General features: G+C 68.2%; 19 protein-coding genes. 10 read left to right on the top strand and 9 right to left on the bottom strand.

The features are described from left to right. Positions 1–86 precede the first annotated feature (86 nt). From paaA to TSB10GB4_RS04685, 4 genes are all read right to left on the bottom strand, one after another. Complete coding sequence (gene paaA / locus TSB10GB4_RS04700) at positions 87–1,088, bottom strand: 1,2-phenylacetyl-CoA epoxidase subunit PaaA (protein WP_186394766.1); 1,002 nt, start codon at positions 1,086–1,088, stop codon at positions 87–89. A 164-nt stretch (positions 1,089–1,252) separates the two neighbouring features. Beyond that, on the bottom strand, positions 1,253–2,218 hold the full coding sequence (locus TSB10GB4_RS04695) for a PaaX family transcriptional regulator C-terminal domain-containing protein (protein WP_186394765.1): 966 nt from the start codon (positions 2,216–2,218) through the stop codon (positions 1,253–1,255). Then, positions 2,196–3,107, bottom strand: coding sequence for an allantoinase PuuE (gene puuE / locus TSB10GB4_RS04690; protein WP_186394764.1), 912 nt, complete (start codon positions 3,105–3,107; stop codon positions 2,196–2,198). Before puuE ends, TSB10GB4_RS04695 begins: the two co-directional genes overlap by 23 nt. Positions 3,108–3,201: 94 nt before the next feature. Further along, positions 3,202–3,594: a hypothetical protein gene (locus tag TSB10GB4_RS04685; RefSeq protein ID WP_186394763.1), complete on the bottom strand. Its 393-nt coding sequence runs from the start codon at positions 3,592–3,594 to the stop codon at positions 3,202–3,204. A 464-nt stretch (positions 3,595–4,058) separates the two neighbouring features. Here TSB10GB4_RS04685 and TSB10GB4_RS04680 point away from each other — a divergent pair, with 464 nt between their 5' ends. Genes TSB10GB4_RS04680 through TSB10GB4_RS23770 form a run of 3 tightly spaced genes read left to right on the top strand, consistent with a single transcriptional unit; the run spans position 4,059 to position 9,338 of the window. After that, positions 4,059–4,613: a PadR family transcriptional regulator gene (locus TSB10GB4_RS04680; RefSeq protein ID WP_186394762.1), complete on the top strand. Its 555-nt coding sequence runs from the start codon at positions 4,059–4,061 to the stop codon at positions 4,611–4,613. A gap of 25 nt (positions 4,614–4,638) precedes the next feature. Continuing rightward, positions 4,639–5,742 carry an efflux RND transporter periplasmic adaptor subunit gene (locus tag TSB10GB4_RS04675; protein ID WP_186394761.1) on the top strand — a complete coding sequence of 368 codons (1,104 nt, stop codon included), beginning with the start codon at positions 4,639–4,641 and terminating at the stop codon, positions 5,740–5,742. After that, the gene (locus tag TSB10GB4_RS23770; RefSeq protein ID WP_186394760.1) at positions 5,739–9,338 is read left to right on the top strand and encodes an efflux RND transporter permease subunit; all 3,600 of its coding nucleotides are present in this window, start codon (positions 5,739–5,741) and stop codon (positions 9,336–9,338) included. The genes TSB10GB4_RS04675 and TSB10GB4_RS23770 overlap by 4 nt, the downstream gene beginning before the upstream one ends. A gap of 110 nt (positions 9,339–9,448) precedes the next feature. Here the strand turns inward: TSB10GB4_RS23770 and TSB10GB4_RS04665 are convergent, their stop codons facing one another. After that, positions 9,449–10,090, bottom strand: a complete 642-nt coding sequence (locus TSB10GB4_RS04665; RefSeq protein ID WP_186394759.1) for a TIGR00730 family Rossman fold protein — start codon at positions 10,088–10,090, stop codon at positions 9,449–9,451. Between the two features lie 229 nt (positions 10,091–10,319). Here TSB10GB4_RS04665 and TSB10GB4_RS04660 point away from each other — a divergent pair, with 229 nt between their 5' ends. Then, the gene (locus TSB10GB4_RS04660; protein ID WP_186394758.1) at positions 10,320–11,837 is read left to right on the top strand and encodes a LysM peptidoglycan-binding domain-containing protein; all 1,518 of its coding nucleotides are present in this window, start codon (positions 10,320–10,322) and stop codon (positions 11,835–11,837) included. A 47-nt stretch (positions 11,838–11,884) separates the two neighbouring features. Here the strand turns inward: TSB10GB4_RS04660 and TSB10GB4_RS04655 are convergent, their stop codons facing one another. The 4 genes from TSB10GB4_RS04655 to paaG all read right to left on the bottom strand — a co-directional run bounded on the left by TSB10GB4_RS04655 (position 11,885) and on the right by paaG (position 15,288). Next, entirely contained in the window at positions 11,885–12,487 is a 603-nt protein-coding gene (locus tag TSB10GB4_RS04655) for a TetR/AcrR family transcriptional regulator (protein ID WP_186394757.1), read from the bottom strand. A 75-nt stretch (positions 12,488–12,562) separates the two neighbouring features. Then, entirely contained in the window at positions 12,563–13,873 is a 1,311-nt protein-coding gene (paaK, locus tag TSB10GB4_RS04650) for a phenylacetate--CoA ligase PaaK (RefSeq protein WP_186394756.1), read from the bottom strand. 90 nt (positions 13,874–13,963) lie between these two features. Further along, the gene (paaI, locus tag TSB10GB4_RS04645; protein WP_186394755.1) at positions 13,964–14,428 is read right to left on the bottom strand and encodes a hydroxyphenylacetyl-CoA thioesterase PaaI; all 465 of its coding nucleotides are present in this window, start codon (positions 14,426–14,428) and stop codon (positions 13,964–13,966) included. A 2-nt stretch (positions 14,429–14,430) separates the two neighbouring features. Next, positions 14,431–15,288 carry a 2-(1,2-epoxy-1,2-dihydrophenyl)acetyl-CoA isomerase PaaG gene (gene paaG / locus TSB10GB4_RS04640; RefSeq protein ID WP_186394754.1) on the bottom strand — a complete coding sequence of 286 codons (858 nt, stop codon included), beginning with the start codon at positions 15,286–15,288 and terminating at the stop codon, positions 14,431–14,433. A gap of 339 nt (positions 15,289–15,627) precedes the next feature. Between paaG and paaN the strand changes: the two genes are divergently transcribed. The 6 genes from paaN to TSB10GB4_RS04610 all read left to right on the top strand — a co-directional run bounded on the left by paaN (position 15,628) and on the right by TSB10GB4_RS04610 (position 21,996). Further along, the gene (paaN, locus tag TSB10GB4_RS04635; protein ID WP_186394753.1) at positions 15,628–17,289 is read left to right on the top strand and encodes a phenylacetic acid degradation protein PaaN; all 1,662 of its coding nucleotides are present in this window, start codon (positions 15,628–15,630) and stop codon (positions 17,287–17,289) included. Between the two features lie 150 nt (positions 17,290–17,439). Continuing rightward, positions 17,440–18,540: an ABC transporter substrate-binding protein gene (locus TSB10GB4_RS04630; RefSeq protein ID WP_244296479.1), complete on the top strand. Its 1,101-nt coding sequence runs from the start codon at positions 17,440–17,442 to the stop codon at positions 18,538–18,540. 127 nt (positions 18,541–18,667) lie between these two features. Then, positions 18,668–19,540, top strand: coding sequence for a branched-chain amino acid ABC transporter permease (locus tag TSB10GB4_RS04625; protein WP_186394751.1), 873 nt, complete (start codon positions 18,668–18,670; stop codon positions 19,538–19,540). A gap of 2 nt (positions 19,541–19,542) precedes the next feature. After that, positions 19,543–20,490 (top strand): branched-chain amino acid ABC transporter permease, encoded by a 948-nt coding sequence (locus TSB10GB4_RS04620; protein ID WP_186394750.1) that lies wholly within the window; start codon positions 19,543–19,545, stop codon positions 20,488–20,490. Continuing rightward, a complete protein-coding gene (locus TSB10GB4_RS04615) occupies positions 20,487–21,287 on the top strand; it encodes an ABC transporter ATP-binding protein (protein WP_186394749.1) in 801 nt (266 codons plus the stop codon). Before TSB10GB4_RS04620 ends, TSB10GB4_RS04615 begins: the two co-directional genes overlap by 4 nt. Then, positions 21,274–21,996 carry an ABC transporter ATP-binding protein gene (locus TSB10GB4_RS04610; RefSeq protein ID WP_186394748.1) on the top strand — a complete coding sequence of 241 codons (723 nt, stop codon included), beginning with the start codon at positions 21,274–21,276 and terminating at the stop codon, positions 21,994–21,996. The genes TSB10GB4_RS04615 and TSB10GB4_RS04610 overlap by 14 nt, the downstream gene beginning before the upstream one ends. Positions 21,997–22,006 lie beyond the last annotated feature (10 nt).

Here is a 22,006-nt window from a genome sequence, read left to right as displayed (position 1 = left end):
GGGCGCATGGCCCTTGCGCAGCCTCATGTTCCTTCGGAACGTCGTTATGCCTTGCCCCCGGCGCGTGCCCCGCGCCGGGACCTCGCTCACTCGGCGGCGATGCGGGCCGCCTCGCGGCGGTTGCGGCGCTTTTCGGCATAGGCAAGGGCCGCCTCGCGCACCCAAGCGCCCTCGTCGAAGGCCTTGCGGCGGGCGGCGAGGCGCTCGCGGTTGCACGGGCCGTTGCCGGCGACGACGCGGGCGAACTCCTCCCAGTCGATCTCGCCATATTCCCAGTGGCCGGTGTCCTCGTTGAACTTCAGGTCCGGGTCGGGAAGCGTCAGGCCGAGATAATGCGCCTGCGGCACGGTCGCGTCGACGAACTTCTGGCGCAGTTCGTCATTGGTGAAGCGCTTGATCTTCCAGGCCATCGACTGGGCGGAGTGCTTGGAATCGGTGTCGGAGGGGCCGAACATCATCAGCGACGGCCACCACCAGCGGTTCAGCGCGTCCTGCACCATCTCCTTCTGCTCTTCCGACGAGCGGCACATCTCCAGCAGCAGTTCGTAGCCCTGGCGCTGGTGGAAGCTCTCTTCCTTGCACACGCGGATCATGGCGCGCGAATAGGGGCCGAAGGAGCACCGGCAGAGCGGGATCTGGTTCATGATCGCCGCGCCGTCGACCAGCCAGCCGATGGCGCCGATATCGGCCCAGGTCAGGGTCGGGTAGTTGAAGATGGAGGAGTATTTCGCCTTGCCGGACAGAAGCTGCTCGGTGAGCTCTTCGCGGGAAACACCCAGCGTCTCGGCGGCGGAATAGAGGTAGAGACCGTGGCCGCCCTCGTCCTGCACCTTGGCGAGCAGCGCCGCCTTGCGCTTCAGGGTCGGGGCGCGGGTGATCCAGTTGCCCTCGGGCAGCATGCCGACGATCTCGGAATGGGCATGCTGGGAGATCTGGCGCACCAGGGTCTTGCGATAGGCCTCCGGCATCCAGTCGTTGGGCTCGATCTTCTCTTCCGCATCGACGCGGGCCTGGAAGGCGGCGAGCAGCGCGGCGTCCTCGCTGCGCTCGTCGGACGCATCACGGGCGTTCAGGGCCTGGGTGTACATGCGATCAACCCCTCCTCGGTTGCCATGCGGGACGCGCAAGCGGCGCGCCTTATCTGCCTCGCATTATACGTGACGATATTTTTAGGTTTCAAGTATTTTTTGTCACACATTTGCGTATGCCAAACCGGTTCGCGCAAGTTGCTGATTTGACTGAATTCCAGGGCTCAGCCGGCGGAGAAGCGACGAGCCTCGCTGGCGTCGGGCGGCGGCAGCGGGCCGTCGCGGCCGCGCGCATGGGCGGCGATCCAGGCCTCGGCCGGCTTGCGCAACGCGCCGTAGAGACGGGCGGCCAGCCGGTTGGCGGCAAGGCCCGGCCAGTCGGCGGGCAGCAGCGCGGGCGGCAGCATCGGATCGCGCAGGATCAGCCGGCGATAGTCGTGGACCAGCAGGATACGGCAGACCATCGCCGTCTCCGGCGACAGCAGCGTGCGCCCCGCCCCATCCCGTCCGCTCTCCAGGGCCTCGGCCAGCGGCGCATAGCGCCGGCAGAAGGACTGATAGCGGCCGGCCAGCGGGGCAAGATCGAAGGCGCGGGCGACGAGGTCGGCATCGGAGCCGGCCAGCACGGAGGCCGCCAGCGTCACCGCACCGTCCGCCGCCCCTTGCGGAAACTCGGGCCCGTCGAGCGGTGGGCTGGCCGGGGTGCCGAGCAGGATGCCGGGCGCCAGCAAGCCGTAGCCGGCCTTGCGGGCCGCCTCGCGCAGACCGTTGCGGCCCTCCGTTTCGGACAGCACGACGAGCCGCAGCTCCACCGCCCGCCCCTCGCCCGCTTCCGGCGCAAGCCGGTAGATGCGCTGCGAAGCCGGGGTGAAGGTCGCGCGCCCGGCCGCCGACAGGGCGTAGAAGCTCAGCCGGCCCCGGCGCTCGCGCTCGACCCAGCCGTCGCGGGCAAGACGCGAGAGCGCGGCGCGCACCGCCGCCGCATCGATGCGCATCAGCCCGAGCAGATCCGACAGCGTGCCGGCCCAGACCTCGCCGCCGCGCGGGGCGACGAGATCGCCGAAGATCGTGACGATCAGCGACCAGACGCGCAGCGGCTGGGTCTCGTGCAGCCGGTCCAGCAGCGCGCCGGCGAGCGCCTCGACCTCCGCCGGAGCCTTGCCGGCCTCAGCCGGCGGCGTGGTGGGCATGCCAGTGCCAGGCGATGTCGATGCGCCGGGTGACCCAGACCTTCTCGTGCGAGGCGACATAATCGAGGAAGCGGGCGAGCGCGGCAGCGCGTCCCGGGCGGCCGACCAGACGGCAGTGCAGGCCGATATTCATCATCTTCGGCGCGCCGGCCTCGCCTTCCGCATAGAGCGTGTCGAACGTGTCCTTCAGATAGGTGAAGAACTGGTCGCCCGAGTTGAACCCCTGCGCGGTCGCGAAACGCATGTCGTTGGCATCGAGCGTATAGGGAATGACAAGATGCGGGCCGGACGGCCCTTCCACCCAATAGGGCAGATCGTCGGCATAGCTGTCGGAATCATAGAGGAAGCCGCCCTCCTCCATCACGAGGTCGCGGGTGAACTCCGACGAGCGGCCGGTGTACCAGCCGAGCGGACGCGAGCCGGTGACCTCCTCGTGGATGCGGATCGCCTCGGCCATGTGGCGCTTCTCGTCCTCGCGCGAGAAATCCTTGTAGTCGATCCACTTCAGCCCGTGCGAGGCGATCTCCCAGCCGGCCTCGTTCATGGCGGCGACCGCGTCCGGGTTGCGCTGCAGGGCGGTGGCGACACCGTAGACGGTGACCGGCATGGAGCGCTCGGTGAACATCCGCCACAGGCGCCAGAAGCCGGCGCGCGAGCCGTATTCGTAGATGGACTCCATGTTCATGTGCCGCTGGCGGTGCCAGGGGGCGGCGCCGACGATCTCCGACAGGAAGGCTTCGGAATGGCTGTCGCCATGGAGGAGGCAGTTCTCGCCGCCCTCCTCGTAGTTGATGACGAACTGGACGGCGACGTTGGCGTCGTTCGGCCACTGCGGATTGGGCGTCTCGCGTCCGTAGCCGACGAGATCACGCGGATAGGTGTCGCTCATTGGGACCGTCCGTTGCACGAGGGGATCAGGCCCGAAGCGGGCTGCTCAAGGCCGGAGGAAACCCAAAAGCGCGCGCCGATGCAAGGCTTTCGCGTCAGGAGCGGGGGCGGGCCGGCACGGATACGGGCACGGGCACCGGAGCGAGGGCCGGCTCGAGCGCGCCCTTGACGTCGAGGCGCATGCGGCGGCCGCTGTCGTCGCCCGGCTCGGAGGGCAGCGCCATGATCGCCGCGCCCATGGCGGCCGAGCACAGGGTGATCATCAGGCCCGCCAGCAGCACCAGGATCGGCAGCCAGGGCTGGTCGGAGGCCAGGATCAGGCTGCGCAGCCCGCCGGTGTCGAGCCACAACAGCCCGCCAAGAACGATGGCGGCGGCGAAAGCACCGATCAGCCAGTTGATGGCCAGGAGCCGGAAGAAGGGCTGCGCCAGCAGGCGGGAGACGCCGCCGGGCCGCCGGGAAGGTTGCATGTCTTGCATGTCGGTCATGGATCCGCACTCTCGTTCGCGGCGTAAAGGCTGTCGGGCCATCGCTCCGGCCCCTTTGCAGGCCACCGTTCCCCGAAGATGGCGCAGACGCCCGGAATGTCCACGCGGTCGACTGCCGCAGGCAGGGCTGCGCCCCGCCTTTCAAGGTCATCGGAAAAAGCTGCAGGCTACGAAAAATCCCTCACGGGCCGCTTGTGCCGCAGGGTCCGAAGCCTATATAAGGCGGAAGTATATCGATCCGATATATCCATAATCAAGAATATACCGAACCGGCACTGTCCGCAGCCAGCAGGCGCCCCCATCGGGCGAAAAACGCAAGCACGGTCGGGACGGACAGGCCATGAGAACGGAAGGACGGATCGCACCGCAAGGACCGCGACCCGCGACGGCCGGACAACAAGATCGCCCGCTTTTCGGCAGGGCGACGGGCCGCCATTCCCGGCGAGGGTGGAAGGGACCTGAGTATGAGCGTCAGAACACTGTGCCTTGCAATCCTGAATTTCGGAGACGCCACCGGCTATGAGATCCGCAAGCTCTCGACCGAAGGCAAGTACAGCTACTTCGTCGACGCCAGTTTCGGCTCGATCTATCCCGCGCTGGCGCGGCTGGAGGCCGAAGGGCTCGTCACGGTGCGCGAGGAGGCCCAGAGCGGCAAGCCCTCGCGCAAGGTCTATTCGATCACCGAGGCCGGCCGCGCCGAGTTCATCCGCGACCTCAGCCAACTGCCGGCGCCGGACATCTACCGCTCGCCGTTCCTGCTGGTCGCCATGTGCGCCGAAATGGTGGGGCCGGACGTCATCCGCAAGGCCATCGACGCGCGACTGGAGCATATGCGTGGGGATCTGGCCAAGCTCGAAGCCATTGCCGGCGAGCCCTGCGACCACCGTCCGGCAGCCCGCTTCATCCTGGAATACGGGCGCAGTTGCATGACCGAGGACATCCGCTTCCTGGAAGCGAACCGACACCGACTTGAAGACATCGCACGCGGCCTCCCTGCCCTCCCGCAGGCGGCCGAGTGACCGAAACCTCCCCGGAGATCACCGAATGAAGATCCGCTTCTCCTACGTTCTCGCGGTCGGCATCGTCGCCGGCGTCGCGGGCTGGATGTGGACGGGCACCTTTGTCGCCGGCGGCCTCGCCGATTCGCCGAATGCAACGCCGCCCCCCTCGCAGCGCGCGGAGGAAGCGGCGGCAAAGCCGTTCCGCGTCGCCGTGCGCGACATCGTCGCCGAACCGCGCCGCTCGGTCCTGGTGATCCGCGGCCGCACGGAGGCCGATGCCAAAGTCGAGGTCCGAGCGGAAACCAGCGGCCGGGTGGCCGAAAGGCGGGTCCAGGAAGGGCAGCGGATCGCCAAGGACGACGTGCTTTGCGTGCTCGACAAGGGCGCGCGCGAGGCCAAGGTGCTGGAAGCCAAGGCGCTGCTTGCCCAGGCGGAGCTCGACCACACCGCCGCGACCCAGCTCAAGGAGAAGGGCTTCACCGCCCAGACCCGCGTTGCCGCGCTGCGCGCGGCGATGGACGCCGCCAGCGCCAAGCTGGAGGAGCAGGAGCTCGAGCTGGCCCGCACGATCATCAAGGCGCCGATTTCCGGCATTGTCGAGAGCCCGATGGTCAGTGTCGGCACGGTCCTCGCCATCGGCGGCATCTGCGCCACGATCATCGACGCCGACCCGATCCTGGCGATCGGCCAGGTGTCGGAGCGCGACGTGGGCAAGCTCGAGATCGGCCAGGAGGCAGAGGTGGAACTCGTCGCGGGCGGCACAGCCACCGGCAGGATCCGCTACATCGCGCCGGCCGCCGACTCGTCCACCCGCACCTTCCGTGTCGAGATCGTCATCGACAACAAGGATGGCGCGATCCGCGACGGCATCACCGCGACTGCCAGAGTGCCGCTGCGCGAGGAACGCGCCCACCAGCTCAGCTCCGGCGTCCTGACGCTGAATGACGCCGGCACGCTCGGCATCCGCGCCGTCGACGAGGAGAACCGCGTGGTCTTCCACCCGGTGATCGTGCTCGGCGGCGACATCGACGGCCTGTGGGTCGGCGGCCTGCCCGAGCAGGTGCGGCTGATCGTGACCGGTCAGGACTACGTAACCGACGGCCAGGTGGTCGAACCGGTGACCAGCACGGCGGAGGCCACGCAATGATCTCGATGCTCGAGACTGTCCTGCGACGGCCGAAGACCGTCCTCACCCTGATGGTGGTGATGGTCGCGGCCGGCATCATGGCCTATATCGGCGTGCCGAAAGAGGCCGATCCGGACATCGACATCCCGGTGTTCTACGTGTCGATCACCCAGCAGGGCATTTCGCCCGGCGACGCGGAGCGTCTGATCGCCAGGCCGATGGAAACCTCCCTGCGCGGCCTCGACGGGCTGAAGGAGATCACCACGATCTCCGGCGAAGGCCATGTCGGCGTCCTGCTGGAGTTCAACATCGACTTCGACAAGACCAAGGCGCTCGCCGACGTCCGGGACAAGGTCGATCAGGCCAAGGCGGAGCTGCCGTCGGAAGCCGACGAGCCGACCATCACCGAAACCAACTTCGCCTTGATGCCGACGATCTTCGTCACCCTGTCGGGCGACGTGCCGGAGCGCACGCTGTACCGGCACGCGCGGCGGCTGAAGAACGACATCGAGGCGATTCCGACCGTGCTGAAGGCGGACCTTTCCGGCCATCGGGAGGAACTGCTGGAAGTCATCATCGACAGCATGAAGCTGGAATCCTACCAGGTCACCCAGCAGGAACTGCTGACCTCGCTGGCGAACAACAACCAACTGGTGCCCGCCGGCTTCCTGGACAACGGCCAGGGCCGCTTCAACGTCAAGGTTCCGGGCCTCGTCGAGACCGCGGCCGACGTCTACACCCTGCCGATCAAGCAGAGCGGCGAAGGCGTCGTGACGCTCGGCGACATCGCCGAGATCCGCCGCACCTTCAAGGATCCGACCAGCTTCACCCGCGTCAACGGTCATCCGGCGATCTCCATCGACGTGGTCAAGCGCAAGGGCACCAACATCATCGAGAACAACGCGGCGGTGCGCGCGGTCGTGGCCTCGGTCACGAAGGACTGGCCGGAGACGATCCGGATCGACTTCATCCTCGACAAGTCGGAGGACATCTACGAAATCCTCGGCTCGCTGGAGGCCTCGATCCTGACCGCCATCTTCCTGGTGATGGTGGTCATCATCTGGGCGCTCGGCATCAAATCGGCGCTGCTCGTCGGCATCGCCATTCCCGCCTCCTTCATGGTCGGTTTCCTGATCCTGCAGTCGGTGGGCATGACGGTGAACACGATGGTGATGTTCGGCCTGGTGCTGACCGTCGGCATGCTGGTCGACGGCGCCATCGTCATGGTCGAGTATGCCGACCGCAAGGTCGCCGAGGGCATGGAGGCGCAGGAGGCCTATATCCGCGCCTCGAAGCTGATGTTCTGGCCGATCGTGTCTTCGACGGCGACGACGTTGGCCGCCTTCCTGCCGATGCTGCTGTGGCCCGGCGTTGCCGGCGAGTTCATGAGCTACCTGCCGATCATGGTGATCATCGTGCTCAGCGCCTCGCTGCTGACCGCGCTGGTCTTCCTTCCCGTCACCGGCGCGGCCATGTCCGGCGCCATCTCCTGGGTCGGCCGCAATGCCGAATGGGTGATGGCCTTGCTGGTCGGGGCGGTGGTGGCCGTGCTGCTCGCCCATCCGGCGACGGCAGGCCTGCTGCCCCTGCCCTCGATGCTGGTTCTGCCGGTCGCCGCCGGCGCGGGCCTTGCGGCGGGACTTGCCGCCTATCGCGGCCTGGCGCCGCTGATCCGGCTGTCGCGCCGCCGGGCCCGGCGGATCGCGGCGGAAGAGCAGCACATGGCCCGGCTGCTGTCGGCGGGCGAGAAGTTCGACCCGCGCAAGATCCGTGGCTTCACCGGCCTCTATGTCCGGATGCTGGGCTTCTGCGCCGGTCGGCCGATCGGCAACGTGGTGACGCTGGTCGGTCTGGTGCTGCTGTCCGGCGGCATCCTGACCTACTTCATGGCCAACTCGCAGGGCGTCGAGTTCTTCGTCGAGGAGGAGCCGAACTCGGCCATCGTTCTGGTCTCGGCGCGCGGCAACTTCTCCGCCCGCGAGGCTCTGAACCTGGCGCTCGCCGTCGAGCGCGAGGTGATCGACGTCAAGGGCATCAAGAACGCGGTGATGTCGGTGACCACCGGCAGCAGCAGCGGCGGCGGCATGATGGGCGTGCAGGACAAGCCCGCCGACGTGATCGCCCAGATCAACCTGGAGTTCTCCGACTATTGCTGCCGGCGGAACTGGAAGCAGATCTCCGCCGAAATTCGCGAGCGCACGGCGAGCCTGCCGGGCATCTTCGTGGAAACCCGCGAGATCGAGGGCGGCCCGCCGACGGGCAAGGACGTCCGCCTGCAGATCACCTCCACCAGCTACAACGACCTGACGGCGGCGGTGGCCAAGGTGCGCAGCCATGTCGACACGATGGAAAGCCTGCAGGACCGCGAGGACAGCCGCCCCCTGCCGGGCATCGAATGGCAGATCTCCATCGACCGCGAGCAGGCGGGCCGGTTCCAGGCCGGCATCGGCTCGGTCGGCTCGATGGTGCAGCTCGTCACCAACGGCGTGCTGATCGGCAAGTACCGGCCGGACGATTCGGAAGACGAGGTGGACATCCGCGTCCGCCTGCCGGAGACGGAGCGCACGCTCGACCGGTTCGATTCCCTGCGCCTGCAGACGCCGCTCGGCCAGGTGCCGCTGTCGAACTTCATCGACCGGGCACCGCAGCAGAAGGTGACGACGATCACCCGCCGCGACGGGCTCTATGCGATGGACGTGAAGGCCAATGTGGTGATGACCGACACGATCACCACAGCGGACGGCGTCACGCGGCCGCTGACCGCCAACGACAAGGTGGCGGAGTTGCAGGCCTGGCTCGACACCCAGCAATGGCCGGACAACGTTTCCTTCCGGTTCCGCGGCGCCGACGAGGACCAGAAGGAGTCCGGCGAGTTCCTGATGAAGGCGATGGTCGGTTCGCTGTTCCTGATGTTCATCATCCTGGTGACGCAGTTCAACAGCTTCTACCAGACGTTCCTGACGCTCTCGACGGTGATCATGTCGATCTTCGGCGTGTTGCTCGGCATGGCGCTGATGGGGCAGAAGTTCTCGATCATCATGACGGGAACGGGCGTGGTGGCGCTGGCCGGCATCGTGGTGAACAACGCCATCGTGCTGATCGACACCTACAACCGCTTCCGCGAGGACGGGATCGAACCGGTGGAAGCCGTGCTGAAGACCTCGGCGCAGCGTATCCGGCCGGTGCTTCTCACCACCATCACCACCATCGCCGGCCTGGTGCCGATGATGACCCAGCTCAATCTCGACTTCTTCAACCGGGTGGTCGCGCTTGGCTCGATCACGGCGGTGTGGTGGGTCCAGCTTTCGACGGCGGTGATCTTCGGTCTCGGCTTCGCCACCATCCTGACGCTGATCGTCATCCCGACCATGCTGGCGATGCCGACGGTATGGATGCGGATGTTCGCCTCCTGGCGGGGCGGAAAGGCGGACGCCGCAACGGCCTCCGATGCCCTCGAAGAAGAGGAGCGGGACGGGCCGCAGCAGCAGCCGGCAGCGCCCGTGGCGCCGGCCTCGGCGGTCTTCGGCGCGCCGGGATCGGCGACAGTCACCGCAATCGGCCCGCGCAAGGACGAGCGCAGGGCTCCGCCCGACGGCCTGCCGCAGGCTGCCGAGTGAACCCATAAGGAAAGAGCCCGCGGGACCCCATCCCGCGGGCTCTTTCGCATCCTTCGGCTTCTGTCGTCCCATCCTCGGGACGGCCGGTCGCCCCCCCTTCTTGGCAGGGGTCAGAGCTTCGCTAGATCGGCGAGGCCGGCCTCGGTGTCGTCCTTGCGCAGACCGGACGGACGGCGCAGGGCGGGGAGGATCTCGGCGACGCTGGTCGCCACCCGGTAGTCGACCTCGAAACCGGCGCGGATGAAGCCTTCCGCCCGCATATGCACCAGCATGTCGATGAGGGGGCGCCAGAAGCCGCCGATGTCCGCCAGCACCACCGGCTTGCAATGCTGGCCGAGCTGCCCCCAGGTCAGCATCTCCACCACCTCTTCCAGCGTGCCGATGCCGCCGGGCAGCGCCACGAAGCCGTCGGCGCGCTCGAACATGGTGCGCTTGCGCTCGTGCATGTCGCGCGTGACGATCAACTCGCTGACCGCCTGCATCATCACCTCGCGCTCCTCCAGGAAGCCGGGGATGACACCGGTGACATGGCCGCCGGCCTCCAGCGCGGAGCGGGCGACCGCCCCCATCAGCCCGAGCGAGCCGCCGCCATAGACGAGGTTCAGCCTTTCGGCGGCAAGCGTGCGGCCAAGCTCCCGCGCCGCCGCCATATAATGGGGTTCGGTCCCCTCGCCGGTGCCGCAATAGACGCAAACGGAGGACAGGCGGCGGACCTCGGTCTCGCCGCAAGGTGTCGTATGATCCTGTTTCATGCCTTTAGATGTGCCGTCCCTGTCCCTCCGGGTCAAGCATGCAGCGTCCGGCGCGTGCCTGGACGGGACCGACGCGAAAACGCTGCGAAACGGTGCAGATCAGAGGGCCGGCTTGCTTGCCGGCTGGCGCTTTAGCGTATAGTCATGCGGTGGAATTCCGGGGCCTGCGGCACATATTATATCGTACCGGGAACCGCAGGGTGCGAATCGCGGGGAGCGCGGGGTCTTCATGTCGCAGAAACTCATCATCCAGTTGCTTGTCCTGCTCGGCCTTGTCGGTGCCGGCGCGGTTGGCTACCACCTGTCGCAGAAGGACGATGGCCCTGCCAGACAGACGGCGGAGGCGCCGGCGACCGGTGAGGCGGCGACACAGACCGCCGCAACCGAAGCACCTGCCAAGACCGAAGAGCCGCAGGCGGCCGCAACGCCCCAGGACACCACCGATATCGGCGGCAAGACGGCGGATGAGCGGATCGCCGCGCTTCCCTCGTTCGACCTGATGCGGGTCGAACCGGACGGCTCGGCCGTCGTTGCCGGCCGCTCCGAGGCCGGGGCGATCGTCGCGCTGCTGGCGAACGGCCAGGTGGTCGGCAGAGGCATCGCCAATGCCGCCGGCGAATTCGCCATCGTGCTCGACGAGCCGCTGCCCCCCGGGGCCCATGCGGTGACGCTGGAAACCCGTGACGCCGACGGCAAGGTGCTCAACGAATCGAGCCAGTCGATGGCCGTCTCCGTGCCGCAGGACCGGTCGGCCGGCGAAGTGCTGGTCATGCTCAACGAGCCCGGCGCGCCGTCGCAGATCCTTCAGAAGCCGCAGCAGATCGCCGACGCCGGCGCTGCCGCCGATCAGGCGACATCCGGACAGGCGGCGCCCCAACAGGCGACGTCGGACCAGCCGGGCGACGCTCCGGCCGGCACGCAGGACGTCGCCGCCGCGCCGCAAGCCGCGACCGGCAGCGAGAGCGAACAGGCGTCGGCGGGACAGGGCGCCCCGGCGCAGGACCTGCCGCAGAGCGATGCTCCGGCACAGCCGCAGCTCGCGGACGCCGCCCCCTCCGGGACCGGAACGACGGAGCCGGCAGCGGCCGGCGCGCAGCAGACGGCCGAGGCTCCCACGCCCGCCGAAAGCGTCGATACACCTGCCGCAGGCGCTGCTGCCGAGGCACTCGCCGGGACGGTACCGGCCGACAGCGATGCCACGCCGACCGTCACGGTCGAGGCCGTCGAAGCGGAAGGCACGAAGGTCTTCGTCGCCGGTTCGGGCCAGCCCAACAGCAACGTGCGCGTCTATCTCGACAACCAGTTGGTCGGCGAGGCGAGGACGGATGCGCAAGGCCGCTGGCTGCTGGAAACGCAAGGCGAGGTCAACCCGGGCGAGGTGGCCCTGCGCGCCGACCAGGTGACGGCCGGCGACGGTGCGGTGGCCGCCCGTGCCGAGGTGACCTTCGAAAAGGCCGCCGACGAGGCCGTCATCCTGCGCCCCGTGGCGCTGTCGGGCGAGGCCGGTGCAGGCTCGGGCGCCAGCGGCGATGCCGGCAGCCGGCAGATCCCCAGCGTGATCATCCGCACCGGCGACAATCTGTGGACCATCTCGCAGCGCCGCTACGGCGCCGGCATCCGCTACACGACGATCTACCAGGCCAACAAGGACCAGATCCGCAATCCGGACCTGATCTATCCGGGCCAGGTCTTCATGCTGCCGGAGGGTGACCGCAACTGGCCGGCCGAACGGTCGACCGGCGGCTAGCGCCGCACAGCCAGACCAGACAGGCGGCGTGCCGTCGGCGCCGGCTCTCAGCCGGCGAGGCTGCGCGCGCCGTCGAGGATGAGGCGAGTGGCGATGCGGGCGTAGTCGGAGCGGCTGACCGGGCCACCCTCGCGGAACCAGAGATAATGCCAGTTGACCATGCCGAAGAGGCTCATGGTCACCGGTTTCAGCAGCGCCGAGCCGGGTTCGGAGAGCTGCGGCACCGCCTGCGCCAGGGCGCCGGCGAAGAGCTGCACCAGGCGGCGCTCGCGCGCCTTCAGCTCCTCCTGCTGCTCGGCCGGCAGCCGCTTCATCTCGTTGATCTGGATCTTGTGCTCGGCATTGGCGTCGCGATAGGCGTCGAGCAGCGCCGAGACATAGCCGAGCAGCAGCTCCTCGCCGGCAAGATCGGGCGAGCCGCCCTCCTCCACCGCGGCGATCAGCTCGTCGAGATGATCGCGGATGATGTCGAAGAGCAGCGCGTCCTTGTTGGCGTAGTAGTGGTAGAGCAGCGCCTTGGAAACGCCGCAGCCGAGCGCGATCTGGTTCATCGAAGCGCGGTCGAACCCGTGTTCGGCAAAGAGCTCCGCCGAGGTCTTCAGGATCGCCTTGCGCTTGTCGTCATAGTCCTCGGCGCGCGGGCGTGCCATGTCGTCCAGTCCCCCGGTGGTCCGGTCGCGGAAGGTCCCGCGACCGCTGATCCTGTTGTTGCGGCCGCCGGCCTATCAGGCCTTCGGCCGGTTGTCGATCACCCGCTTCGCCTTGCCCATGGAGCGCTCCAGCACGCCCGGATCGGAGACGGCGATACGGGTGCTGATCCCGATGACGTTCTTGATATGCGTTCTCAGCTCGGCCGCGGAGGCGGCGCGCTGCGCGTCGTCGGCATGGGTGGGAAGCGCCTCGACATGGACGGTCATTTCGTCCATCCGGCCCGAGCGTGTCAATTCCACCTGATAGTGCGGGGCGAGCCCCTCGACCCGCAGCAACTGCTCCTCGATCTGGGTCGGGAAGACGTTGACGCCGCGCAGGATCATCATGTCGTCGGAGCGCCCCGTCACCTTCTCCATCCGCCGCATCGAGCGGGCCGTGCCCGGCAGCAGGCGCGTCAGGTCGCGGGTGCGGTAGCGGATGACCGGCATCGCCTCCTTGGTCAGCGAGGTGAAGACGAGTTCGCCGATCTCGCCGTCGGGGAGCACCTCGCCGGTCACCGGGTCGATGATCTCGGGATAGAAATGGTCTTCCCAGATGTGCAGTCCGTCCTTGGTCTCGACGCATTCATTGGCAACGCCCGGCCCCATCACCTCCGACAGGCCGTAGATGTCGACCGCATGCATGTCGAACGCCGTCTCGATCTCCTGGCGCATGGCGTTGGTCCAGGGCTCGGCGCCGAAGACGCCGACCTTGAGCGAGGTTTCGCGCGGATCGATGCCGCGCGCGCGGTACTCGTCGAGGATCGCCAGCATGTAGGACGGCGTCACCATGATGACGTCGGGGCGGAAGTCCTCGATCAAGGACACTTGGCGCTCGGTCATGCCGCCGGAGATCGGCACGACGGTCATGCCCAGTTCCTCGGCGCCGTAATGGGCGCCAAGACCGCCGGTGAACAGGCCGTAGCCATAGGCGACATGGCAGATCATGCCCGGCCGGGCGCCGGCGGCGCGCAGCGAGCGGGCCATCACCGTCGCCCAGGTCTTGATGTCGTTGCGGGTGTAGCCGACGACGGTCGGCTTGCCGGTCGTGCCGGAGGAGGCATGGACACGCGCCACCTGCTCGCGCGGCACGGCATACATGCCGAAGGGATAGTTGTCGCGCAGGGTCTGCTTGTGGGTGAAGGGGAACCGGCCGAGGTCCGCCAGCGTCTTCAGGTCGTCCGGATGGACGCCGGCCTCCTCGAAGCTCTTGCGGTAATGGGCAACGTTGTCATAGGCGTGACGCAGCGACCACCTGAGCCGGTCGAGCTGCAGGGCCGCGATCTCGTCGCGCGACGCGGTTTCGATAGGGTCGAGATCGCCCGGCTTCGGCGCCAGATCGAACATGCGTGTCATCCTCCCCGGATTGTCCTGTGCCGTCGCGGGGCTCCGCCGCGCGCGGCCAATGCTCTTGTTGAAAGCCGTCGCCCCCGCGGGTCACCCGGTCGGCAGATGGGTGCCCTTGATGGTGCGGGAATTGCCGCGAAACTCGGCCAGCACCTCGCCCGCCGCATTGGTCACGGTGACGTCGGTGATGCCGGAGCGCCCCTCGCGCCAGCGCTCGACAGCCGCCGCGACGAGCCGCTCGCCGAGCCGTCCGGGCCGCAGGAAGCTGACCGCGCAATGGCTCGCCACCGTGTTCTGGTTGTGGCTGTTGCAGGCAAAGGCGAAGGCCGAATCCGCCAGCGTGAAGATATAGCCGCCGTGGCAGATGCCATGGCCGTTGACCATCGCCTCGGTGACGGTCATGGCAATGACCGCGCGGCCCGGCCCGACCTCGAGGATCTCCATGCCGAGACCCTGGCTCGCCTTGTCGCCGGCCCACATGGCCTCGGCGCAGGCGCGCGCCAGCTCCTCCGGGCTCATGCTGCTGGCCGGCCGTGCGGTTTGCGTGTCGGTCATGGTCATGCCTCCCCATCCTGGCCCGCGCCCTTCGGCGGGCGGCCGGTGAAGACGGGCGCGCGCTTGGCCATGAAGGCGGCGACGCCTTCCGCGTAGTCCGGGGAGCGTCCGGCCAGCCCTTGCAGATCGCGCTCCAGGTCGAGCTGCGTATCGAGATCGTTGCCGAAGGAGGCTTCCAGCGCCTGCTTGACGAGGCCGAGGCCGAAGGTCGGCGCGGCGGCGAGTTCTCCGGCAAGCCGGCGCGCCTCGCCCATCAACTCGCCATCCGGCAGGGCCTTCCAGATCATGCCCCAGTCCTCCGCCTGGCGGGCGGAGACCGGGGTGGCAAGCAGCGCCAGCGCCTTGGCGCGGGCAAGGCCGACCAGGCGCGGCAGCGTCCAGGTGCCGCCGGAATCGGGCACCAGGCCGATCTTCGAGAAGGCCTGGATGAACTTGGCGCTCTCGGCGGCGAGAACGATGTCGCAGGCCAGCGCGATATTGGCGCCGGCGCCTGCGGCAACGCCGTTGACAGCGCAGACGACCGGCTTCGGCAGCGCCTTCAGCCGGCGCAGCAGCGGATTGTAGTTCGCCTCGATGGTGCGGGTGAGGTCCGGCGGGGCATCGCCCGGCGCGGTGACGCGGTCGCTGAGGTCCTGGCCTGCACAGAAGCCGCGCCCGGCGCCGGTCAGCAGCACGCAGCGGATGTCGGCATCGCTCTCGGCAATGTCCATCGCCTCGCGCAGCGCGGCGTGCATCGCCTCGTTGAAGGAATTCAGCTTGTCCGGCCGGTTCAGGGTGACGACGAGGACGCCGCCCTCGCGCTCGACCAGAACGGGCGCGGGCTCCGCCCCGCCGTGAGCCGCAGAAGTCTCGGTTTGCATGCGCCCTCCCGTTGCGCCGGTGCCGCCGCCGCGACGTGGTTCCACCCTCAAGGTGCCCTCCCCCGTCGTGACGCGTACCGGTCGCCCTCGTGATTTTTCACTTGACTGACCAACCGGTCGGTCAATTATTATGATCGTCAATCGGGCGCTGTCAATCACGTCCGGACCAACGAACCGACCCGCCCCCGTGGCATCGCGATCAGGCCGAAGTCTGGACGCGACCGGAGAGGCGGGCAAGACACAGGCGGCGCGTCCGCCGGGAGGACAACGCCAGCGGAGCCCGCGAGACGGGCCCCTGTCGGCGTGCGCCCGGCCAGCGCGTCCCGCAGGGAGACGGTCATGGCCGCATTCTTCGACACGCACAAGGCGACCCTCGACACGGCGGTGGAGACGATCCATAGCCGCGGCTACTGGTCCGCCTATCCCGAGGTCCCCTCCGGCAAGGTCTATGGCGAGAGCGCGAAGGACGACGGCGAGGCCGCCTTCAAGGCCCTGCTCGGCAAGCCGTTCGAGCTGGACCAGCCGACGTCCGGCGGGCAGGTCGGCCACGAGGTCAGCCCCTTCGGCCTCGACCTTGCCGTCACCTATCCCGAGACCACGCCGGACATGGCCGTTGCCGCGGCGAAGGCCGCGATGGACGGCTGGGGCAAGGCGAGCGCGGAAGCGCGCGCCGGCGTCTGCCTGGAGATTCTGCAACGCATCAACCGGCAGAGCTTCCTCTTCGCCAATGCGGTGATGCACACCTCCGGCCAGGCCTTCATGATGGCGTTCCAGGCCGGCGGCCCGCATGCGCAGGACCGGGGGCTGGAAGCCGTCGCCTATGCCTATGACGAGATGAGCCGCATTCCCGGCGCGGTGCGCTGGGAAAAGCCGCAAGGCCCGAAGGACCCCTTGGTGCTGGACAAGCAGTTCCGCATCGTGCCGCGCGGTCCGGCGCTGGTCATCGGCTGCGCCACCTTCCCCACCTGGAACAGCTATCCGGGCCTCTTCGCCAGCCTTGCGACCGGCAATCCGGTGATCGTCAAGCCGCATCCGGGCGCGATCCTGCCGCTGGCGCTGACCGTCAAGATCGGCCGCGAGGTGCTTGTCGAGGCCGGCTTCGATCCGAACGTGCTGCAGCTCGCGGCGGACACCGCCGACAAGCCGCTGACCAAGGAGCTGGTCACCCATCCCGACGTCGCGATCATCGACTTTACCGGCTCGCCGGCCTTTGGCGCCTGGGTGCGCGAGAACGCGAAGGGCAAGCTGGTCTATACCGAGGAAGCCGGCGTCAACTCCATCGTCATCGCCGGCACGCCGTCGATGCGCGGCATGGCCGGCAACATCGCCTTCTCGCTGTCGCTCTATTCCGGGCAGATGTGCACCGCGCCGCAGAACATCTTCGTGCCGCGCGATGGCATCGACACCGACGAGGGCCACAAGAGCTTCGACGAAGTGGCCGGCGCCATCGCCACCGCCGTCGACAAGCTGCTGGGCGATCCGCAGCGCGCGGCCGGCGTGCTCGGCGCGGTGCAGAGCGAGGCGACGCTGCAGCGCGTGGCGGAGGCCCGCAAGCTCGGCAAGGTGCTGCGCGACAGCACCCCGGTCGAGGGCATGGACGGCGCCCGCTCGGCGACCCCGCTCGTGCTGGCGGTCGATGCGAAGGACGAGGCGGCCTATCTGGAGGAGCGGTTCGGGCCGATCAGCTTCGTGATCGCCACCGACAGCGCCGAGGAGGCGATCGCCCGTGCGGCCGGCTCGGCCAAGGCGCGCGGCGCGATCACCGCGGCGCTCTACGCGACGGACGAAACCGTGATCGACAAGGCGGCCGATGCCTTCGCCGAGGCCGGCGTGGCGCTTTCGGTCAACCTGACCGGCGGCATCTTCGTCAACCAGTCCGCCGCCTTCTCCGACTATCACGTCACCGGAGCGAACCCGGCCGGCAATGCCTGTCTGTGCGACAGCGCCTTCGTCGCCAACCGCTTCCGCGTGGCAGCCATGCGCCGCCCGGTCGCGGCGTAGGAACGGACGGGCCGGCGGCGACGCGTTTGCCCCGGCCCCTGTTTTCGAACGGGAGACCGGAAACAGACTGCACTGGACCTGTGGGAGGAAACAAGAATGGCAGTTTTCGGAAAATGCATCCGTGGCGCGGCCCTGCTGGCCGGTGTCGCCATGGTCTGGGCCGCCCCTGCGGCGGCCGACACGATCAGGATCGGCGCACCGCTGTCGGTCACGGGCCCCGCGTCCTTCCTCGGCGATCCCGAGGCCAAGACGCTGGAAATGTATGTCGAGAAGCTGAACGCCGAAGGCGGCGTCAACGGCAAGCAGTTGCAACTGATCGTCTATGACGACAGCGCCGACGCCAACAAGGCGCGCACCTTCGCCACCCGTCTGGTCGAGGACGATCAGGTCGTCGCGGTTGTCGGCGGCTCGACCACCGGCACGACGATGGCGATGATCCCGGTCTTCGAGGATGCGGGCATTCCCTTCATCTCGCTCGCCGGCGCCGTGGTCATCATCGATCCGGTGAAGGAGTTCACCTTCAAGACCCCGCATACCGACCGCATGGCCTGCGAGAAGATCTTCGCCGACATGCAGACCCAGGGGATTGCCAGGATCGGCATGATCTCCGGCACCGGCGGCTTCGACAAGTCGATGCGCGAGCAGTGTCTTGAGGTGGTGGGCAATTACGGCATCGAGATCGTCGCGGACGAGACCTATGGTCCGAGCGATTCCGACATGACGCCGCAGCTCACCAACATCAAGAACGCCGCCGGCCTGCAGGCGGTCGTCAATCCCGGCTTCGGCCAGGGTCCGGCGATCGTGACCCGCAACTACAAGCAGCTCGGCATCGACGTGCCGCTCTACCAGAGCCACGGCGTTGCCTCGAAGTCCTTCATCGACCTTGCCGGCGATGCCGCCGAGGGCGTGCGCCTGCCGGCCTCCGCGCTTCTGGTTGCCGAAAAGCTGCCGGACGACGACCCGCAGAAGGCCGTCGTCGTCGAATACAAGACGACCTACGAGGAAAAGACCGGCCAGCCGGTGTCGACCTTCGGCGGCCATGCCTATGACGGGCTGATGATCCTGGTCGAGGCGATGCAGCGCGCCGGCTCCGAGGACCCCAAGGCGATCCGCGACGAGATCGAGAAGACCTCGGGCTTCATGGGCACCGCCGGTGTCGTCAACATGTCGCCGGACGACCATATGGGCCTCGACCTGACCGCCTTCCGGATGCTGGAGATCCGCGACGGCGACTGGACGCTGGTCGAGTAACGCGCAAGCACTGCCCCGCCGCGCGCGCCGGTTCGCTCCGGCGCGCGCGGCGGCTACCCACTGCACCCGACATTGTAGGCCCCCGGCCCGGCCGCCGCGACGGCGCGGGCAAGCTGACGGCGGACCCATGCCCGAGTTGCTGCAATTCTGTGTTTCCGGCCTGACGGTCGGCGCGGTCTACGCGCTGGTCGCGCTCGGTTTCACCATCATCTACAACGCCTCCGACGTGGTGAACTTCGCGCAAGGCGAATTCGTCATGATCGGCGGCATGACCACGGTCTTCGCCACCGCCGCCGGCGTGCCGCTGCCGCTGGCCGCGCTCGGTGCGGTGCTGGTCGCGATGGTCGTCGGCCTGCTGCTGCACCGGCTGGCGATCGAGCCGGCGCGCGGCGCCTCGCCGGTGACCTTGATCATCATCACCATCGGCGCCTCGATCTTCCTGCGCGGCCTCGCGCAAGTTGTGTTCGACAAGCAGTTCCACTCTCTTCCCGCCTTTTCCGGCAACACGCCGATCCGCTTCGGCGGCGCCGCGATCCTGCCGCAGAGCTTCTGGGTGCTGGGCGGCGCGGCGGTGATCGTCGTGCTGCTCTGGGCCTTCTTCAACCGCACGCTGATCGGCAAGGCCGTGCTGGCGACGGCGGCTAACCGGCTGGCGGCCCGCCTCGTCGGCATCAACACCTCCTTCGTGATGGGCCTGTCCTTCGTCATGTCGGCGGCGATCGGCGCCATCGCCGGCATCCTCGTCACCCCGATCACCCTGACCAGCTACGATGTCGGCATGCTGCTGGCGCTCAAGGGCTTCGCCGCGGCGATGCTCGGCGGCATGGGCAACCCGCTCGGCGCGGTGGTCGGCGGGCTGGCGGTCGGCCTGCTGGAAGCGCTCGGCGCCGGCTACATCTCCTCCACCTACAAGGACGCCATCGCCTTCATCGTCATCCTGATCGTGCTCTTCGCCCTGCCGGGCGGGCTGTTCGGCAAGGCCAGCGTGGAGCGCGTGTGACCATGGGCAGGCTCCTCTCCCACCGGCTCGCCGTGCCGCTCGTGATCGCGCTGCTGGTCGTCGCGCTGTCCTTCGCCATGCCCTCCAACTTCTATTACCGCGTCGCCGCCTTGGTCTGGATCTCGGCGCTCGCCGTGATCGGTCTCAATCTCTTGATGGGCTATGCCGGCCAGGTGAGCCTCGGCCATGCCGGCTTCTTCGGCATCGGCGCCTATGCGGTCGCCGTGCTGCCGGCGCAATTCGGCCTGCACCCGCTCGTCGCGGCCCTTGTCGGCGCTTTTGCCACCGCCGCCCTCGCCTTCCTGGTCGGCCGGCCGATCCTGCGGCTCAAGGGGCATTACCTCGCCGTCGCCACCCTCGGCTTCGGCATCCTCATCGCCATGACGATTTCCAACGAGGCCTGGCTGACCGGCGGGCCGGACGGCATGCCGGTGGAGCGGCTGACGCTGTTCGGCTGGCGGGTGCGCGGCGCCGACACCTGGTACTGGATCACCGGCGGCCTTCTGGTCATCGGCGCCTGGATCGCCTGCAACCTCGTCGCCAGCCCGACGGGCCGGGCGCTCAGGGCCCTGCACGACTCCGAGGTCGCCGCGCGCGTCGCCGGCATCGACGTTGCCCGCGCCAAGCTCACCGTCTTCGTCATCTCGGCGGTCTATGCCTCGGTCGCCGGCTCGACGCTGGCGCTGCTCAACGGCTTCGTGACGCCGGACAAGGCCAATTTCCTGCATTCCATCGAACTCGTCACCATGGTCGTGCTCGGCGGCATGGGCTCGATCCTCGGCTCGCTGGCGGGCGCTGCGATCCTCGTCGTGCTGCCGCAGGTGCTGACCGGCTTCCACGACTACGAACACATGATCCTCGGCCTGATCATGATGGTGATCATGATCGTGCTGCGCGCCGGCATCGTGCCGAGCCTTGCGGCGCTCTTCAAGGGGAGGTGGAAGACGTGACAGCGACGACGCCCCTCCTCGAGGTCAACGAGATCGGCATCGCGTTCGGCGGCGTGCGCGCCGTCGACAATGTCAGCTTCTCGGCACGGGCCGGCGAGGTGTTCTCGATCATCGGCCCGAACGGCGCCGGCAAGACCACGCTGTTCAATCTGGTCTCCGGCATCTATCGGCCGAAGTCCGGCAGCGTGCGGCTGGCCGGCGAGCCGGTCACCGCGCTGGAGCCGAACCGGCTGGCGGAGCGCGGGTTGTCGCGCACCTTCCAGAACCTGCAGGTGTTCTTCCGCATGACCGCGCGGGAGAACGTGATGGTCGGCCGGCACCTGCGCGAACAGCGCGGCCTCCTCGCCCACCTGTTCGCCCTGCCCTCGACCGGGCGCCAGAACCGCAAGAGCGCGGCGGTCGCCGATGCCCTGCTGGAGCGCGTCGGCCTTGCCGCGCTGGCGGACATCGCAGCCGCGAACCTGCCCTATGGCGCGTTGAAGCGCCTCGAAATCGCTCGGGCGCTCGCCGCCGAACCGAAGGTGCTGCTGCTCGACGAGCCGGCGGCCGGCTGCAATCCGGTCGAGACCGAGGAGATCGAGAAGCTGATCCGCAAGATCGCCGACGACGGCGTCGCGGTGGTGCTGGTCGAGCACGACATGAAACTGGTCATGCGCATCTCCGACCGGATCCTGGTGCTCGACCAGGGCCGGATGCTGGCGGAGGGATCGGCGGCCGAGATCCGCTCCAATCCGAAGGTGATCGAGGCCTATCTTGGAACCCACGGCACGCGGGAGGCCAACCTTGCACTCGACTGAGCCGCTTCTGCGCGTCGAGGCGCTGCGTTCCGCCTATGGGCGGATCGAGGCGCTGCACGGCGTGTCGCTGAGCGTCGCCGCCGGCGAGATCGTCGCGCTGGTCGGCGGCAACGGCGCCGGCAAGACCACCTTGCTCCGCACCCTGTCCGGCGTGCAGCCGATGACCGGCGGCAGCCTCTCCTTCCAGGGGCGCGACATCTCGCGCGCCAGCCCGCATGCGCGGGTCGCGGCCGGCATCGCCCAGGTTCCGGAGGGCCGGCAGATCTTCGCGCCGCTCGCCATCGAGGACAATCTGCGGCTCGGCGCCTATCTGCGCAAGGACGCGGAGATCGCCGCCGACCTTGAGCGGATCTACAGCCTGTTCCCGGTGCTGAAGGAGCGGCGGAGGAACCCGGCCGGCGGCCTGTCCGGCGGTCAGCAGCAGATGCTGGCGATCGGCCGCGCCCTGATGAGCCGGCCGAAGCTGCTGCTGCTCGACGAGCCGTCGATGGGCCTGGCGCCGGTGCTGGTCGACCAGGTGTTCGAGATCATCCAGCGGCTGAACCGCGAGGACGGCGTCACCGTGTTCCTGGTGGAGCAGAACGCCTTCGCGGCGCTCTCCATCGCCACGCGCGGCTATGTCATCGAGACCGGCGAGATCGCCATCGAAGGCAAGGGCGAAGCGCTGCTGGCCGACGAGCGGGTGCGCGAGGCCTATCTCGGCGTTTGAGGCAACAACC

This window comes from Stappia sp. TSB10GB4 (assembly GCF_900185745.1).
In the GTDB taxonomy this organism is placed as follows: Bacteria; Pseudomonadota; Alphaproteobacteria; order Rhizobiales; family Stappiaceae; genus Stappia.
The sequence above is the reverse complement of the archived record's forward strand: the minus strand, read 5'-3'. Positions and strand labels throughout refer to the sequence as shown.

Excerpts from the sequence above, each read along its gene's own strand:
- TSB10GB4_RS04630 (WP_244296479.1), top strand. The coding sequence starts at position 17,440 with ATGGTCTGGGCCGCCCCTGCGGCGGCCGACACGATCAGGATCGGCGCA.
- paaK (WP_186394756.1), bottom strand. The coding sequence starts at position 13,873 with ATGTTCGATCTGGCGCCGAAGCCGGGCGATCTCGACCCTATCGAAACC.
- TSB10GB4_RS04620 (WP_186394750.1), top strand. The coding sequence starts at position 19,543 with ATGGGCAGGCTCCTCTCCCACCGGCTCGCCGTGCCGCTCGTGATCGCG.
- TSB10GB4_RS04695 (WP_186394765.1), bottom strand. The coding sequence starts at position 2,218 with ATGCCCACCACGCCGCCGGCTGAGGCCGGCAAGGCTCCGGCGGAGGTC.
- TSB10GB4_RS04625 (WP_186394751.1), top strand. The coding sequence starts at position 18,668 with ATGCCCGAGTTGCTGCAATTCTGTGTTTCCGGCCTGACGGTCGGCGCG.
- paaG (WP_186394754.1), bottom strand. The coding sequence starts at position 15,288 with ATGCAAACCGAGACTTCTGCGGCTCACGGCGGGGCGGAGCCCGCGCCC.
- paaA (WP_186394766.1), bottom strand. The coding sequence starts at position 1,088 with ATGTACACCCAGGCCCTGAACGCCCGTGATGCGTCCGACGAGCGCAGC.
- paaN (WP_186394753.1), top strand. The coding sequence starts at position 15,628 with ATGGCCGCATTCTTCGACACGCACAAGGCGACCCTCGACACGGCGGTG.
- TSB10GB4_RS04680 (WP_186394762.1), top strand. The coding sequence starts at position 4,059 with ATGAGCGTCAGAACACTGTGCCTTGCAATCCTGAATTTCGGAGACGCC.
- puuE (WP_186394764.1), bottom strand. The coding sequence starts at position 3,107 with ATGAGCGACACCTATCCGCGTGATCTCGTCGGCTACGGACGCGAGACG.
- paaI (WP_186394755.1), bottom strand. The coding sequence starts at position 14,428 with ATGACCGACACGCAAACCGCACGGCCGGCCAGCAGCATGAGCCCGGAG.
- TSB10GB4_RS04685 (WP_186394763.1), bottom strand. The coding sequence starts at position 3,594 with ATGACCGACATGCAAGACATGCAACCTTCCCGGCGGCCCGGCGGCGTC.
- TSB10GB4_RS04660 (WP_186394758.1), top strand. The coding sequence starts at position 10,320 with ATGTCGCAGAAACTCATCATCCAGTTGCTTGTCCTGCTCGGCCTTGTC.
- TSB10GB4_RS04655 (WP_186394757.1), bottom strand. The coding sequence starts at position 12,487 with ATGGCACGCCCGCGCGCCGAGGACTATGACGACAAGCGCAAGGCGATC.
- TSB10GB4_RS04665 (WP_186394759.1), bottom strand. The coding sequence starts at position 10,090 with ATGAAACAGGATCATACGACACCTTGCGGCGAGACCGAGGTCCGCCGC.
- TSB10GB4_RS23770 (WP_186394760.1), top strand. The coding sequence starts at position 5,739 with ATGATCTCGATGCTCGAGACTGTCCTGCGACGGCCGAAGACCGTCCTC.
- TSB10GB4_RS04675 (WP_186394761.1), top strand. The coding sequence starts at position 4,639 with ATGAAGATCCGCTTCTCCTACGTTCTCGCGGTCGGCATCGTCGCCGGC.